The organism is Streptomyces sp. NPDC089799, from assembly GCF_040684755.1.
GTDB lineage: Bacteria > Actinomycetota > Actinomycetes > Streptomycetales > Streptomycetaceae > Streptomyces.
Genome location: NZ_JBFBGR010000002.1, coordinates 179543 through 193136 on the forward strand (window position 1 = coordinate 179543; position 13594 = coordinate 193136).

General features: G+C 73.3%; 12 protein-coding genes. 7 read left to right on the top strand and 5 right to left on the bottom strand.

Annotated features, from left to right (window positions below; translation table 11 throughout):
* The first annotated feature begins 70 nt into the window (after nt 1-70).
* Entirely contained in the window at nt 71-1339 is a 1269-nt protein-coding gene (locus AB0O36_RS02505) for a tryptophan dimethylallyltransferase family protein (protein ID WP_365102939.1), read from the top strand.
* Here AB0O36_RS02505 and AB0O36_RS02510 read toward each other — a convergent pair.
* Nucleotides 1312-2640 carry an NAD(P)-binding domain-containing protein gene (locus AB0O36_RS02510; protein ID WP_365102942.1) on the bottom strand — a complete coding sequence of 443 codons (1329 nt, stop codon included), beginning with the start codon at nt 2638-2640 and terminating at the stop codon, nt 1312-1314. The two genes, AB0O36_RS02505 and AB0O36_RS02510, sit on opposite strands and share 28 nt — an antisense overlap.
* Before the next feature lie 315 nt (nt 2641-2955).
* Between AB0O36_RS02510 and AB0O36_RS02515 the strand changes: the two genes are divergently transcribed.
* Complete coding sequence (locus AB0O36_RS02515; RefSeq protein WP_365102945.1) at nt 2956-3393, top strand: DUF6234 family protein; 438 nt, start codon at nt 2956-2958, stop codon at nt 3391-3393.
* A gap of 331 nt (nt 3394-3724) precedes the next feature.
* On the top strand, nt 3725-5023 hold the full coding sequence (locus AB0O36_RS02520) for an ArsB/NhaD family transporter (RefSeq protein ID WP_365102948.1): 1299 nt from the start codon (nt 3725-3727) through the stop codon (nt 5021-5023).
* A gap of 334 nt (nt 5024-5357) precedes the next feature.
* Here the strand turns inward: AB0O36_RS02520 and AB0O36_RS02525 are convergent, their stop codons facing one another.
* On the bottom strand, nt 5358-6611 hold the full coding sequence (locus tag AB0O36_RS02525; protein WP_365102951.1) for a cation:proton antiporter: 1254 nt from the start codon (nt 6609-6611) through the stop codon (nt 5358-5360).
* 7 nt (nt 6612-6618) lie between these two features.
* Nucleotides 6619-7089, bottom strand: a complete 471-nt coding sequence (locus AB0O36_RS02530; RefSeq protein WP_365102954.1) for a TrkA C-terminal domain-containing protein — start codon at nt 7087-7089, stop codon at nt 6619-6621.
* Nucleotides 7090-7367: 278 nt separating this feature from the next.
* Between AB0O36_RS02530 and AB0O36_RS02535 the strand changes: the two genes are divergently transcribed.
* Both AB0O36_RS02535 and AB0O36_RS02540 read left to right on the top strand, forming a co-directional pair.
* On the top strand, nt 7368-8321 hold the full coding sequence (locus tag AB0O36_RS02535) for a HAMP domain-containing sensor histidine kinase (protein ID WP_365102957.1): 954 nt from the start codon (nt 7368-7370) through the stop codon (nt 8319-8321).
* Nucleotides 8318-8983 carry a response regulator transcription factor gene (locus tag AB0O36_RS02540; protein ID WP_365102960.1) on the top strand — a complete coding sequence of 222 codons (666 nt, stop codon included), beginning with the start codon at nt 8318-8320 and terminating at the stop codon, nt 8981-8983. The genes AB0O36_RS02535 and AB0O36_RS02540 overlap by 4 nt, the downstream gene beginning before the upstream one ends.
* Nucleotides 8984-9046: 63 nt before the next feature.
* On the opposite strand, the gene AB0O36_RS02545 is transcribed toward AB0O36_RS02540, so the two are convergent.
* Entirely contained in the window at nt 9047-9709 is a 663-nt protein-coding gene (locus AB0O36_RS02545) for a deoxynucleoside kinase (RefSeq protein WP_365102963.1), read from the bottom strand.
* A 683-nt stretch (nt 9710-10392) separates the two neighbouring features.
* On the opposite strand from AB0O36_RS02545, the gene AB0O36_RS02550 reads away from it, so the two are divergent.
* Together AB0O36_RS02550 and AB0O36_RS02555 are read left to right on the top strand one after the other, a co-directional pair.
* Nucleotides 10393-10884: a hypothetical protein gene (locus AB0O36_RS02550; protein WP_365102966.1), complete on the top strand. Its 492-nt coding sequence runs from the start codon at nt 10393-10395 to the stop codon at nt 10882-10884.
* On the top strand, nt 10881-12218 hold the full coding sequence (locus AB0O36_RS02555; RefSeq protein WP_365102968.1) for an MAB_1171c family putative transporter: 1338 nt from the start codon (nt 10881-10883) through the stop codon (nt 12216-12218). The genes AB0O36_RS02550 and AB0O36_RS02555 overlap by 4 nt, the downstream gene beginning before the upstream one ends.
* 273 nt (nt 12219-12491) lie before the next feature.
* Here AB0O36_RS02555 and AB0O36_RS02560 read toward each other — a convergent pair whose 3' ends face one another.
* Nucleotides 12492-13412 (bottom strand): helix-turn-helix transcriptional regulator, encoded by a 921-nt coding sequence (locus AB0O36_RS02560; protein ID WP_365102969.1) that lies wholly within the window; start codon nt 13410-13412, stop codon nt 12492-12494.
* Nucleotides 13413-13594 lie beyond the last annotated feature (182 nt).

A 13594-nucleotide genomic window follows, 5' to 3' on the forward strand; every position in this document is an offset into this window, starting at 1 on the left:
CATGAACGTTTCGCCCTTGGGGTATTCAGCCTCGCGTTACCCGTGAAGCTGAGCAGATGAAGGAGGTGTCGTGGACCACATATCCGCCGACGCCACAGTTCTGAAGTACCCCGGCGAGCCGAGACGCGTCGACGCCCGCCCCGCGAGGCGGGTGTCGACGCGGGCCGCCCGCCCCGGGCCGGGCGGCACGGCGGCCGCCTCCCTCACCGGCCCCCCGCGGCGGGCCGACGGCACCACCCTCGGCGACCACGCGGCACGGCAGGCGCTGCGGCTGTGCGAGGCCGCGGGACTCTCCGGCGCCGACTCGGCCGAGTACGCGCGGACCCTGCTCGCCGTACTCGGGCCCGCTGCCGGCCGGTCCCTCCACCTACCGCCCCCGGAGCCCTCCTTCCTCTCCGACGACCACACGCCGGTGGAGTTCTCCCTCGCGTTCGTCCCCGGAGCCGATCCCACCCTGCGGGTGCTCCTGGAACCCGGGTTCGGCGCCGGGAGCCTCGCCGCCAACGGCCGCGCCGGGCTGGCGTCCGTCCGGGCACTGGCCCGCCGCCACGGGTTCGGCACCCGGCGCCTGGACGAGCTGGAGGACCTGTTCTTCCCGGACTCCCCGCAGGGCCCGCTCGCCCTGTGGTGCGCGCTGGAGCTGGTGCCCGGCGGGGTCCCCCGTGTCAAGGTGTACCTGAACCCCGCGGCCTCCGGCCCCGAGCACGCTGCCGCCACCGTACGGACCGCCCTGAGCCGGCTCGGCCACCGCAAGGCCTTAGACGTGCTTCCCGAGGGCGACCGCCCCCTCTTCTTCGCCCTGGACCTCGGCGACTGGGAGCGGCCCCGGGCCAAGGTCTACCTCGCCCACCACGACCTCTCGGCCAAGGAGGCGGCCCGGCTTTCCCGCGCGGACGGCGGCCCCGGCCGCAAGGCGATCAGGGACTTCTTCCGGGCAGCGGCCGGGCAGACCCGGGGTGACGCGGAGGACGGACCGGAGGCCCGGCTGTGCCGCCGCCCCGTGCAGTCCTGCCACGCGTTCACCGACACCGCCGCCGACCGGCCCAGCGGCTTCACGCTCTACGTCCCGGTCCGTGACTACGCCCGGCACGACGGCGAGGCCCTGGACCGCGCCACGGCCGTGCTCGCCCGCCACGGCATGGACCCGGCCCCGCTCGTGCGGTCGGTGGCCGCCCTCACCTCCCGGCGGCCGGAGGACGGCGTCGGGCTCATCGCCTACCTCGGGCTGGCCCACCAGCAGGACCGGCCGCCCCGGGTGACCGCGTACCTCTCCTCGGAGGCGTACGCGGTCAGGCCGCCGGCCGACGGGCCCTACAGCTCGGCCAGTTCCCGCAGGTAGGAGCCGACGTCCACCCGGACGGACGTTCCGGTGGCCAGGCCGTAGCGCTCCTCGATCCCGCTCAGGTACACCTCGATCTCCTTGCGCATGACGTCCGCGGCGGGCAGGGCCGCGTGACCGTCGACGAGCCGTGCCACCCACCGGGACTGGGCCTCCACCAGGCGGGTGATCGAGCCGGCGGGCCGGATCAGCCCCACGAAGTACAGGCCGGGCAGGCCCGGAGCCACCACGCGCCGGTACAGCTCGACCGCCTCCTCGCGTCCTGCCGTCGGGACTCCGGCGGGCAGGAAGGGGAAGGCCATGCGGAACCCGGTGCAGTAGACGATCGCGTCCGCCTCCGTGGAGGTCCCGTCCGCGAAGCGCACCAGGTTGCCGTCCAGCGAGGCGATCACGGGCTTCGGGAGCACCGCGCCGTGCCGGATCCGGCTGAGGATCTCGTCGGAGATGGTCACGGCCGAGGAGAAGACGGGGTGGTCGGGCTCGGGCAGCCCGTAGTCGGACTGCCTCCCGCGTGCCACGTACAGCGCCTGCTCGATGAACGTCCGCCGCTCGGCGAGGGACATCGCGTGGAACCACGGCGCGTCGGCGATCAGGTCCACGGACATGCCGAACAGCTGCTTGGGCACGATGTGCAGCGCCCGGCGGACGGAGAGCACGGTCCGCGCGGCGTGCCGCGACAGGTCCGTGGCGATGTCCACGCCGGAGGCCCCCATGCCCACGACGACCACGCGCCGGCCGGCGAAATCGCTGCCGTCGCGGTAGTCCACCGAGTGAAGGATCGTTCCGGCGAAGGAGTCCGCGCCCGGCGGGAGTTCGGCGGGCATCGCCGGCTCCGTGTGGTGCCCCGAGGCGACCACGACGTGCCCGAAGCGCCGCTCGGACACCCCACCCCGGGCGTCCCGGCTGGTGACCGCCCATGAGCCGTCGGCCTCCCGCCGTACGGAGAGCACCTCGGTGCCCGGCTCGACGTGCGCCAGCAACCCCGTCCGCTCCGCGAACGACCGCAGGTACGCGGCGACATCGCGGTGCCCGGGGTACAGGGGCAGGTCGTCCGGCATGGGGAAGTCCTCGTAACCGGTCAGCTGCCGGGCGCTGTTGAGGTGCAGCGACAGGTACGCCGGACCCGGCTCGCCGGCCCCCGGCTGCCGCCAGATGCCGCCGACGTCCGCCGACCGCTCCAGACAGACGAAGCCGATCCCGCGGGCCGCCAGGGCGTGCGCGGCGGCCAGGCCGGACAGCCCCGCGCCGATCACGCACACCTCCGCCGCGACGGGAACGACACCGGCTCGTGACGTGCTCAAGGACCCCTCCACCGCACTCGGTTGACCCTCGCACCGGGTGTGCCGGGAGCCAGGAGCCCACACCTTACCGATCACCCCTGCGCGCCCCGTTCCCGCGGTGCACCTTTCCGCCATGGGCGAGGGGCCCGACCCGGCGGACCCCGAACGGCCGGCCCGGGCCGAGCAGCGCCGCGCGGTGCGGCCCATCGGGGTCCTGGGGGGACGAATCGGCCGGCGGAAGGGCTCGGCTCCGCAGCGGTTCCGGCGCGCCCCGTCCGGCAGGGGCTGAGTACGCGTACTCATGCGGCACCGGTGAGGGACCGTCAGGGTGGGGTCATGACCGACGCATCACCTGCACCGCTCGCACCGCCACGGCCGCCCTGGCGGCCGTGGTCCCGGCGGAAGTCCACGGGCGCGGACGTCGCCTTCGGCATCCTCCTCCTGCTCGTCGAGGTCGCCGTGGCCGTGCTCCACGGCTTCGGCACCGGCATGGACATCTGGGCCGCACAGGGGCAGGCGGACCGGATCGAGGCGGCGGAGCTCGCGGAGCTCGGCTGGCTCTCGTACCACCTGGTCGTCGTCCTCGGCCTGGCCGGGGTCGCGGCACTGTTCCGCGCGCGCTGGTCGGTGGTGCTCCAGCTGCTGGCCGCACTGGGCGTGACCGCGCTGCTCGTGCTCGCGCAGCACGACTGGGACCGCGCCCACCCGGAACCGCCGTCGCGGCCGGGCCCCGAGTACGTGCCCTGCTACAGCGGCAGCGGCAGGTGCAGCTGACCCGGCTGTCGCCCGGGACCCGGTCGCCGGCCGGGGAGCGGGCGACCCGCAGTGCCCGGCGGGTGGCCACCCACACGGGGGGCCGGCCGGCCCCGAGGGGATGGAAGATGGGTGTCGGCCCCGATGCGCCGGGCCGGGGTGCCGGGTGAGGGTGGGGGCCTGGAGCACCCCTGGTTCGGGGCGGCCCACGTGGGACACGGGTGCTCGCGGCAGCACCTGTGAACGGAGCCGCGCCGATGACGACCCCGCCCACGTCCCTCCGTAACCCCGGACCCGGCAGCCCCGGCAGCCCGGGCCCCGGCAACCCGGGCCACGGCCGGGCGGCTCCGCCATGAGTGCCACCGCGTGGCTGGCGGTGGCGGTGTTCGGAACCGTCTACGTGCTGATCGCCACGGAGAAGGTCCACCGGGTCGCCGCCGCCCTGGGCGGCGCGGTCGTCATGCTGCTGATCGGGGCGACGAGCGCGGAGGACGCCTTCTTCTCCCACGCGGCCGGCATCGACTGGAACGTGATCTTCCTGCTCCTGGGCATGATGCTGATCGTCGCCGTCCTCAAGCGCACCGGACTGTTCGAGTTCTTCGCGATCTGGGCCGCCAAGCGGTCGCACGGACGCCCGTACCGGCTGATGGTGATGCTGATCTTCGCCACCGCGTTCCTGTCCGCGTGGCTGGACAACGTCACCACCGTGATGCTGATCGCCCCCGTGACCATCGCGGTCTGCGCCAAGCTCGGCGTCCCGGTCGTGCCGTACCTGATCGCCGAGGTGATGGCCTGCAACATCGGCGGCGCCGCGACCCTGATCGGCGACCCGCCGAACATCATGATCGGCTCCCGCGCCGGACTGTCCTTCAACGACTTCCTGCTCCACATGGCACCCATCACCACGGCACTGATCGTGGTGTTCGCGGTGCTGGCCCGCCGGCTGTTCCGCGGTGCGTTCTCCTGCGACCCCGAGCGCGCCGAGCACGTCATGGCCATGCGCGAGCGGGACGCGATCACCGATGCCCGACTGCTGGCCGTCAGCGGCATCGTCGTCGTGATCGTGATGGCCTGCTTCGTCCTGCACACGACCCTGCACCTGGAGCCGTCGGTCGTGGCGGTCTCCGGCGGCCTCGTCCTGCTCGCCGCGTCCCGGCTGGGCGCGCGCAAGGTCGCGGCCGACGTCGAGTGGGAGACGCTGGCGTTCTTCGCGGGCCTGTTCGTGATGGTCGGCGCCATGGTCCGGACGGGGATCCTCACCGACCTCGGCCAGGCGGCCGCCCGGGTGCTGGACGGCAACCTCTTCGCCGCCTCCATGGCCCTGCTGTTCGGATCGATCGTGCCGTCCGCGGTCATCGACAACATCCCCTTCGTCGCCTCGACCGGTCCGGTCGTCTCCGAGATCGTCGCCGCCTCCGGAGGGGGCGAGCAGACCCGGGTGCTGTGGTGGTCCTTCGCGCTGGGCGCGGACCTGGCCGGCAACGCCACGGTCATCGCCTCCTCCGCGAACGTCGTCGCCGTCGGCATCGCCGACCGGGCCGGACACCACATCTCCTTCTGGCAGTTCAGCCGCTACGGGCTGATCGTCACCGCCGTCACCACCGTGCTGGCCGGGGCGTACGTGTGGCTGCGCTACTTCGCACTCGCCTGACCGGCGAAAGGAGGGAAGGCCCATGACGGAATCCGACGACGGGCGGATCGCCGGCCGCGGGGCCGCGCCATGGCACGGCGGACCCCGCCCCGCCCGCGGCCGGAGCGAGGTCCGACCCGGCCGATCCCGCCGACCGCGCGGCCCCCGCCGGCTCCGCGAGCACCGTCGCGGCCGGGCCTGGCTGGCCATGACCCTGGCTCTGACCGCGGTGGTCGGCGGGGTGGTGCTGCCCCACGGGCTCCTGCTGGCGAGCGGCCTGATCACGGCCGCGCTCGCGGTGAACCTCTTCGACACCACCCGCCGGCGCCGCCTGCGCCGACGCAGGTCCCGGGCGTCACGCGCGGCCGGCCGGATCCCGGTCCTGGTCGCTCAGGTCCTCCGGGGAGCCGGGCCGGGCCGGCTCCGCGGGCGGGAGCGGCGCCGAACGGGCGACGCGGCGGCTGCCGACCCAGGCGGCCACGGGCTCGGTGTAGCGGGCCGTGAGCGGCCCGATCACCACGAGGATCAGCACGTACGCGGTGGCGAGCGGGCCCATGGCGGGCTCGATGCCGGCGGTGACGGCGAGACCGGCGATGACGATGGAGAACTCACCGCGGGCCACCAGCGTGCCACCGGCACGCCAGCGCCCCTTGACCCCGATCCCGGCCCGTTTCGCGGCCCAGTACCCGGTGGCGATCTTCGTACCCGCCGTGACCACGGCGAGCGCGAGTGCGGGCAGCAGGACGGGCGGGATGCTCGCGGGGTCGGTGTGCAGGCCGAAGAAGACGAAGAACACGGCGGCGAACAGGTCCCGCAGCGGGCTGAGCAGGGTGTGCGTGCCCTCGGCGACCTCGCCGGAGAGGGCGATGCCGACGAGGAAGGCACCGACCGCGGCGGAGACCTGGAGCTGCTGGGCGATGCCCGCGACCAGCAGGGTCAGCCCGAGGACCACGAGGAGGAGCTTCTCGGGGTCGTCGCTGGAGACGAAGCGGGAGATGTGACGGCCGTAGCGGACCGCGACGAACAGGACCGCTCCGGCGACGCCGAGGGCGATGGCCAGGGTCGCGCTGCCGGCGGCGAGGCCGACGCCGGCCAGGAGGGCGGTGATGATCGGCAGATAGACCGCCATGGCGAGGTCTTCGAGGACCAGGATGGACAGGATGACCGGGGTCTCGCGGTTCCCGACCCGGCCGAGGTCGCCCATGACCTTGGCGATGACGCCGGAGGACGAGATCCAGGTGACCCCTGCCAGGACCACGGCGGCGACCGGCCCCCAGCCCATCAGGAACGCGGCCGCGGCGCCGGGTACGGCGTTCAGGGTGAAGTCGACCAGCCCGGCCGGGTACTGGGTCTTCAGGTTGGAGACCAGGTCGCTGGCCGTGTACTCCAGGCCGAGCATCAGCAGCAGGAGGATGACGCCGATCTCGGCGCCGATCGCGACGAACTCCTCACTCGCGGGCAGCGGAAGGAGTCCGCCCGTGCCGAAGGCGAGACCGGCCAGGAGGTAGAGGGGGATGGGGGAGAACTTCAGGCGTCCGGCGACCCGGCCCAGCAGACCCAGGCCGAGGATGATCGCACCGAACTCGATCAGGAAGAGGGCGGAGTGCACAGGCGGGTCACTCCCGTCCGAGTATCGCGGCGGCGGCGTCGACGCCCTCACGGGTGCCGATCACGATGAGGGTGTCCCCGCCGGCGAGCCGGAACTCCGGCCCGGGGGCCGGACGGGCCTCCGAGCGGCGCAGCACGGCCACGATCGACACGCCGGTCTCGGTCCGCATCCGCGTCTCGCCCAGCACCCGGCCGTTCCAGTACGCGTGGGCGGACAGCTCGATCCGCTCGGCCACCAGTCCCAGATCGGTGGTGTGCAGGAGGTTCGGGCTGTGGTGGGCGGGCATCAGCGCGTCGATCAGGGAGGTGGTCTCCGCTCCGGTCAGGTGCAGCGACTGGGCGCAGGCGTCGGGGTCGTCGCCCCGGTAGACGTTCACCGTCCGCGTTCCGTCCCGGTGTGCGATCACGGACAGGTGCCGGCGTTCGCGGGTGGTGAGGTCGTACCGGACCCCGATGCCGGGCAGTGGTGTCGTGCTCATCCGTGGAGCAGGCACAGCTGTCCCCCCTCGTGTTCGTTCGTACGTGGTGCCCTCGCGGCGCGCATGCGGTCCCGGGCAGGAGACGGCCGCTCGGCGGGGCCATCGTGCCACTTTCCGCAGGTCCGCAATATGGGTGCCGGCACGGATGGACAGCGGCCCTCACCGGCGTGAGGATGGGGCGGGGAAGTGGGTTCCGCTGCAGGTCACAGCACCTGGAGGCAAGGAGGCCGGGCGGCCGTGGCGGATGCCGGGGGGACCGGCCGGAAAGGCGCGTGGCCATGTCGTTGTACTGGCGGATCTTCCTCCTGAACGCAGGCGTCCTGGTCCTCGCGGTGGCCCTGCTGCTGGGCCCGGTGACCGTGTCCACGCCGGTCCTGTTCGGGGAGGCGCTCGTGCTGCTCGGGGGGCTGGCCGCGATGCTGGTCGTCAACGCGGTCCTGCTCAGGGTCGGCCTGGCCCCGCTCGCCCGGCTGAACCGGGCCATGGCCACGGCCGACCTCCTCAAACCGGGCACCCGCCCGGCCGTCACCGGGGACGGGGAAGTCGCCGCACTCACCCGGACCTTCAACGCCATGCTGGACCGGCTCGAAGCCGAGCGGGCCACCAGCAGCGGCCGGGTCCTCACCGCGCTGGAGGCCGAGCGCAAGCGCATCGCCCAAGAGCTCCACGACGAGATCGGCCAGACCCTCACGGCCGTCCTGCTCCAGCTCAAGCACGCCGCCGACCGCGCCCCCGAACCGGTCCGCACCGACCTGCACCAGGCCCAGGAGACCACCCGCGCCAGCCTGGACGAGATCCGCCGCATCGCCCGCCGCCTGCGCCCCGGCGTCCTGGAGGAACTCGGCCTGCACAGCGCACTGCGTTCCCTGGCCGGCGAGTTCACCACCCCGCGCCTCGGCGTCACCGCCCACATCACTCCCGGCCTGCCCCACCTGGACCCGGCCGCCGAACTCGTGCTCTACCGCGTCGCGCAGGAGGGACTGACCAATGCCGCCCGTCACTCGGGCGCCACCCGCGTCGAGGTCCACCTGCGCCCCCTGCCCCGCGGCGGTGTCGGGCTGCTGGTCCGCGACAACGGGCACGGCATCGGGGACGCACCCGAGGGCGCGGGCATCCGGGGCATGCGCGAGCGGGCGCTGCTCATCGGTGCCGAACTCCTCGTCGACGCCGGCCCGCACGGCGGCACCCAGGTACGACTCGACATCACCGACACCGCAAAGGCCACCCGATGACCCAGCCGCAGGCCGGGCCCGCCCGCATTCTGCTCGCCGACGACCACACCCTCGTCCGCCGCGGCGTACGCCTCATCCTCGACGCCGAACCCGACCTGACCGTGGTCGCCGAGGCCGCCGACGGAGCCGAAGCCGTCAGCCGGGCCCGCTCCCTCGACATCGACCTCGCCGTCCTCGACATCGCCATGCCCCGCCGGACCGGGCTGCAGGCCGCCCGCGAACTGACCCGCCTCCGTCCCGGCCTGCGGATCCTGATGCTCACCATGTACGACAACGAGCAGTACTTCTTCGAAGCCCTGCGCGCCGGAGCCTGCGGGTACGTCCTGAAGTCCGTCGCCGACCGCGACCTCGTCGAAGCCTGCCGGGCCGCCCTGCGCGACGAACCCTTCATCTACCCCGGCGCGGAGACCGCCCTCATCCGCACCTACCTCGACCGCGCCCGCACCGGCGGCCCGCTCCCGGAGCGCCCCATCACGGAACGGGAAGAGGAGATCCTCAAACTCGTCGCCGAGGGCCACAGCTCCAAGGAGATCGGCGACCTCCTCGTCATCAGCCCCAAGACCGTCGAGCGCCACCGCGCCAACCTGCTCCAGAAGCTCGGACTGCGCGACCGCCTCGAACTCACCCGCTACGCCATCCGCGTCGGCCTGATCGAGCCGTAGCCCTGAAAGCGTCGGTACCGGGCTCGCAGGGTCCGGCCGTGGGCCGGGCCCCCAGGGGGAGGGTCAGGCCCGGCGGGTGACCTGGGACAGGGCTTCCCTGACCTCGCGGACCACGCGGGCGGCGTCCTCGGGGTCGTTCACCACGTCCGTGCTGCTCATGTCGATCACGAGGACATCGCTGGCCGAGTAGTGCTTGTGCACCCAGTCGTCGTAGCCGGACCACAGCGTCCGGTAGTAGTCGACGAGGCTCTCGTCCTGCTCGAATCCGCGTCCCCGCAGCCCGATGCGGTGCAGCACCGTCTCGAAGTCCGCCTTGAGGTAGACCATGAGATCGGGGGCCTTGCGGTACGGCAGGCCGTCGATCTCGCGCATCATCTCGTTCAGCAGGCCGTCGTACACCTGCATCTCGAGGGAGCTGATCCGGCCCAGGTCGTGGTTGACCTTGGCGAAGTACCAGTCCTCGTATATGGACCGGTCGAGGACGTTGTCGTCCTGCTTGTACGCCTCCTTGATCGCGGCGAACCGCGTCTGCAGGAAGTACAGCTGGAGCAGGAAGGGGTAGCGCTTCGCCTGGATCTCTTCGGGGCTCGCCGTGTAGAAGAGCGGAAGGATCGGGTTGTCCTCCACGCTCTCGTAGAAGACCTGGCTGCCCAGCTCCTTGGCGAGCAGTTCGGCCACGCTGGTCTTGCCGATCCCGATCATGCCACCGACGCAGATCACTGACATACCTCACTTCTCCCCGGGGGCGTTCTGTTCGTGGGCGGCTGGTCCGGGCGCCCCGTACCACCGAGACGCACGCCGGCGGTCTCGCGATTCCCCGGGATCTTTCGTGATCGGCGTCATGCGGTCCCCATCAGGAGAGAGGACCTGACGCGGGGCACTCTCCCCGCCCGGCCGGTGTGACCGGCCGCCGGGCCGCCGCGCACGGCGACGAGCCGCAACCCCGCGGCTTGCATGAATCCTAGGCGAAGATTCACCCGCCACCTGCCCCAGTCCGCGGCCCGGGGCGGCCGCCGGTGACCGTCGGCCGGCAGCGGCGCCCGGCGGCCTCCGGGGCCTCCGGTGGTAGCCGGGCCGTTATGCTGCGTCCGGGTAAGGATCTTGTACGACTGCCGGGGGCGGCCGACCGGCCGATCGGCCGACCGGTGCCCGCGAACCGGCGGGTGCGGAGGGCGGTTCCGGCCTTGGGGGCGCGTGACCGCTGTCCCGGCCGGCCGCGGCACCGGCGGTCCCGTCACGAAGGCCCCGCCAGGAGGCCCCGTCACGGAGGCCCCGCCACGGAGATCCGTCACGGCCGGCAGCAATCCCGAGGGGCGCGACAGAAGATGCGATGGAGACTCCGCAGGAGTGACCGCGCCGTTCCGGGCCATCGAGCGGTACGCCGGGAAGCGCAGCGGATCGTCTCCGGCATGCCGCTGCCGCACCCCTTCAGCCTCGGCGGGCTGATCGACAACGTGGCCGCCGAGCGGGACCGGCAGATCCACCTCGTCCCCCTGCCCGACCAGCTGCTCGGCGGGTCGTCCCCGTGCGGCCTGTGGCTCAAACAGGAGGAGCTCCGGCTCGACCTGATCTTCTACCCGCACAGCACCAGCAAGTGGCACCAGGAGAAGATCATCCTGCACGAGCTGGCCCACCTGTGGTGCGACGACGCGGACGGCGTCACCCGGGAGGAAATGGCGGAACTCCTGGGCGACTTCCCCGCGGCCCTGATCGGACGGCTCGTCAGCCGCGGGCAGGCCGCGGCCCGCCGCCGCTACGGAACCCACACCGAAGCCCGGGCCGAGACCGTGGCCGACGTCATCCAGCAGCGCGCCTACACCCACAGCGCCCAGGAGTCCGGCGACGCCGTGCTGCTGGCCCTCTCCGATTCCCTCACCTACCCCAACCGGACCAGCCCGTGACCCACGCCCTCACCTACGTCATCGTCGCCCTGCTGATGCTTCAGGCGCTGTGGCGCGCCCCGGCCGCCCTCCGGGGCCGGACCCGGGAACGGTCCCTGTGGGGCACGCTCACCGCCATGTCCCTGGCCTGGCTGCTGCGCACCGACCCCGGACGGCAGCTGGTGGAGCGGGTCGGCGTACACGACCTCGCCACCCTGCTCAAGCACGTCCTCGTCATCGCCGCCATGACCGCGCTGCTGCGCTACGTCACGGCGATCGACGCGGCCGCCCTCCGTTCGGGCGCCCCCGCCGGCCGGCGCATCCGCGTCACTGCGGCCGCACACCGCCACATCATCGCCATCAGCGCGGTCACCTCGGCCGTCATGGCCGCCGTCTTCCTCCTCGGACTGAGACGGACCGCCGAGCCGACGGCACCCGAGTTCCTGGACCGCCACACCGGCGAACCCGCCGTGGCCCTCTACATGGGCCTCTTCTACCTCTTCTCGGGTTCGCTCATAGCCCTGTGCGCCTACCAGTGGGGCAGCAAGGCCCGGGAGGCCCGTGGCCCCGCCCTGCGAGGCGGCCTGTGGATGATGACGGCCGGCATGGTCCTCGGTGCCCTCTACGCCGCGATCCGCCTGGTCTACAGCGTGCTCGCCGGTCTCCACCCCGTCTCCGCCGGCCATGCGGCGGCGCAGGAGGCCTTCACCGAGGTCGTCCTCGACTGCTGCTTCCTCCTCTGGGGGACCGGCGTGGTCCTGCCCGTGACGCAGGCGGCGGGCAACCGCTACCGCACCCTCCGCAAGACCGTGAAGCTCCACCGGATGTGGCGCGACCTGGCGCTGGCCGCCCCGGACCTGGTCGCCGTACCGCCCAGCCGCCTCCTTCCCGGCAGCCGTGCCGCCGTACCCCTGAACACGGCTCGCGACGTCCTCTCCCGGACGATGACCCCCGAGTTCCGCCTGGGCCGCTACATCACGGAGATCAGGGACGCGATCCTGGAGCTGCGCCGCCGCGCCCCCGAGGGCCTTTACGCGCGGGCCCTGGCAATGGCCGGCCGCGAGGGCGGACCGGGGCGGGAGGAGCAGGAGGGGCAGCAGGGGCGGCTGGATGCGGGGGAAGGGCGGGAGGGGCGGGACGTGCACGGCACGGAGGCCCGCGCGCAGGCGCTGTGGATCCGGGCCGCGCTGACCGCCGCGGGCGGCCCCGCCGGCCCGCCCGCCGAATTCCCGGCGGGCAGGGGCCAGAGCCTGGCGGACGAGGGCGCCTGGCTGCTGCGCATCGCCGCCGCGTACGCCGAGGTCACCCACTACGAGGTGGTCACCCTGCTCGCGGAGGAGAGCCAACCGGCCTGACGGGCGGGGGAGCCGGCTGCCGGTCCGGCCGCGGCGGGCGGTGTGCGCCGCCGCTCACCCTCCGGCCGGAAGCCGTGCCCGGTCGAGCCCGGACCTGTCACCGGTCCCGCCCGGACCCTGTACCGGTCTTGCGAAGCCGGGTCGCCGGTCCCGTCCGGACCCCGTACCGGTCCTGCGAAGCCGGGTCGCCGGTCCCGCCCGGACCCCGTACCGGTCTCGCGAAGCCGGGTCGCCGGTCCGGTTCGGATCCTGTGCCGGTCTCGCGAAGCCCGGTCACCGGTCCCGTTCGGGCCGTGTGCCGTTCTCCTGCCCCGTGGGCAGGCCGGACTGGATCCTGGCCACCGTCTCGTTGATGAAGTCGAGCAGTTGGGGGGTCAGCCGCCCGCCGTCCCCGCGCGCCGCCATGCCGGTGAAGCCGCTCGTCAGCAGCCGGGCCGCGCTGACGATCCGGTCGACTTCCTCGTCCTCGCCGGAGAGGAACAGCGGGGGCGCGTCCAGGGCCAGGGTCAGGGCCTCGAACTCCTCCTCCGAAGCGCCGGTCCGCGCCCCCGAGCGGAGCTCGGCGACCAGCCCGGCCGTCAGCACCGGGCGCCCGATCCGTGTGTTCCCGCGCAGGGCCAGGGCCGCGTCCGAGGTGTCACGGCCCGGGTCGCTCCGTTCGATGAGGAAGGCGATCCGCTCGGCGATGCCCATCGCGGTGCCGGCCGGCCGCCCGCCCTCGGGCGGGGTCGGGGTCGGGGCCGGCTCGGACCGGGGGGCGCCCGGTTCGGCCACCGCGTGCCCGAACGACCGCTCCTGGGCGGCGAGGAGTGCCGCGACGGTGACCCCGTACACCTCGGCCAGCCCGGGTACGTACGCATCGGCCAGCCGCCGCTTGCCGCTCTCCGCCTTGCGCACGGCGCTCTCGCTCCTGGTGCCCAGCGCCTTCGCGGCCTCCTTCTGGGAGAGCCCGGCATCGCAGCGCACGTCGCCCAGGTCCCGCAGGCCGTCGCGGGGGAACAACTCGTCCAGGTCCACGCCGAGTTCCCGGGCGATCGCCGGGAGCTTCTCCGGCCCGGGCCGGGAACGCGCCGCCTCCCAGTTGGCGGCGGCCGCTTCCGAGACCCCCAGCCGTGCCGCCAGCTCCGCCTGGGTGAGGTCCGCGATCCTCCTGGCCCGACGTACGAGACCTCCGTCGAAGCGGCGGTGCGACATGGGGGCATCTCCTGTGCTGGCGGACGATGAACTTAGGGTCACCCTGAATCGAGCGACTTGAAGGGTCGCCGAATTAAGGATAACTTCAGTCCAGCGACCGCGGGGTCGGCTCCCCGAGCCCGTCGGCCGGGGTCGCGGGGTCTCCACGTTCATCGCGGGCCCGTCTCGTTCCACAGCGGTCG

Coding starts and splice junctions, on each gene's coding strand:
- AB0O36_RS02550 (WP_365102966.1), top strand. CDS start 10,393: ATGCCGCTGCCGCACCCCTTCAGCCTCGGCGGGCTGATCGACAACGTG.
- AB0O36_RS02515 (WP_365102945.1), top strand. CDS start 2,956: ATGACCGACGCATCACCTGCACCGCTCGCACCGCCACGGCCGCCCTGG.
- AB0O36_RS02545 (WP_365102963.1), bottom strand. CDS start 9,709: ATGTCAGTGATCTGCGTCGGTGGCATGATCGGGATCGGCAAGACCAGC.
- AB0O36_RS02540 (WP_365102960.1), top strand. CDS start 8,318: ATGACCCAGCCGCAGGCCGGGCCCGCCCGCATTCTGCTCGCCGACGAC.
- AB0O36_RS02520 (WP_365102948.1), top strand. CDS start 3,725: ATGAGTGCCACCGCGTGGCTGGCGGTGGCGGTGTTCGGAACCGTCTAC.
- AB0O36_RS02560 (WP_365102969.1), bottom strand. CDS start 13,412: ATGTCGCACCGCCGCTTCGACGGAGGTCTCGTACGTCGGGCCAGGAGG.
- AB0O36_RS02535 (WP_365102957.1), top strand. CDS start 7,368: ATGTCGTTGTACTGGCGGATCTTCCTCCTGAACGCAGGCGTCCTGGTC.
- AB0O36_RS02530 (WP_365102954.1), bottom strand. CDS start 7,089: ATGAGCACGACACCACTGCCCGGCATCGGGGTCCGGTACGACCTCACC.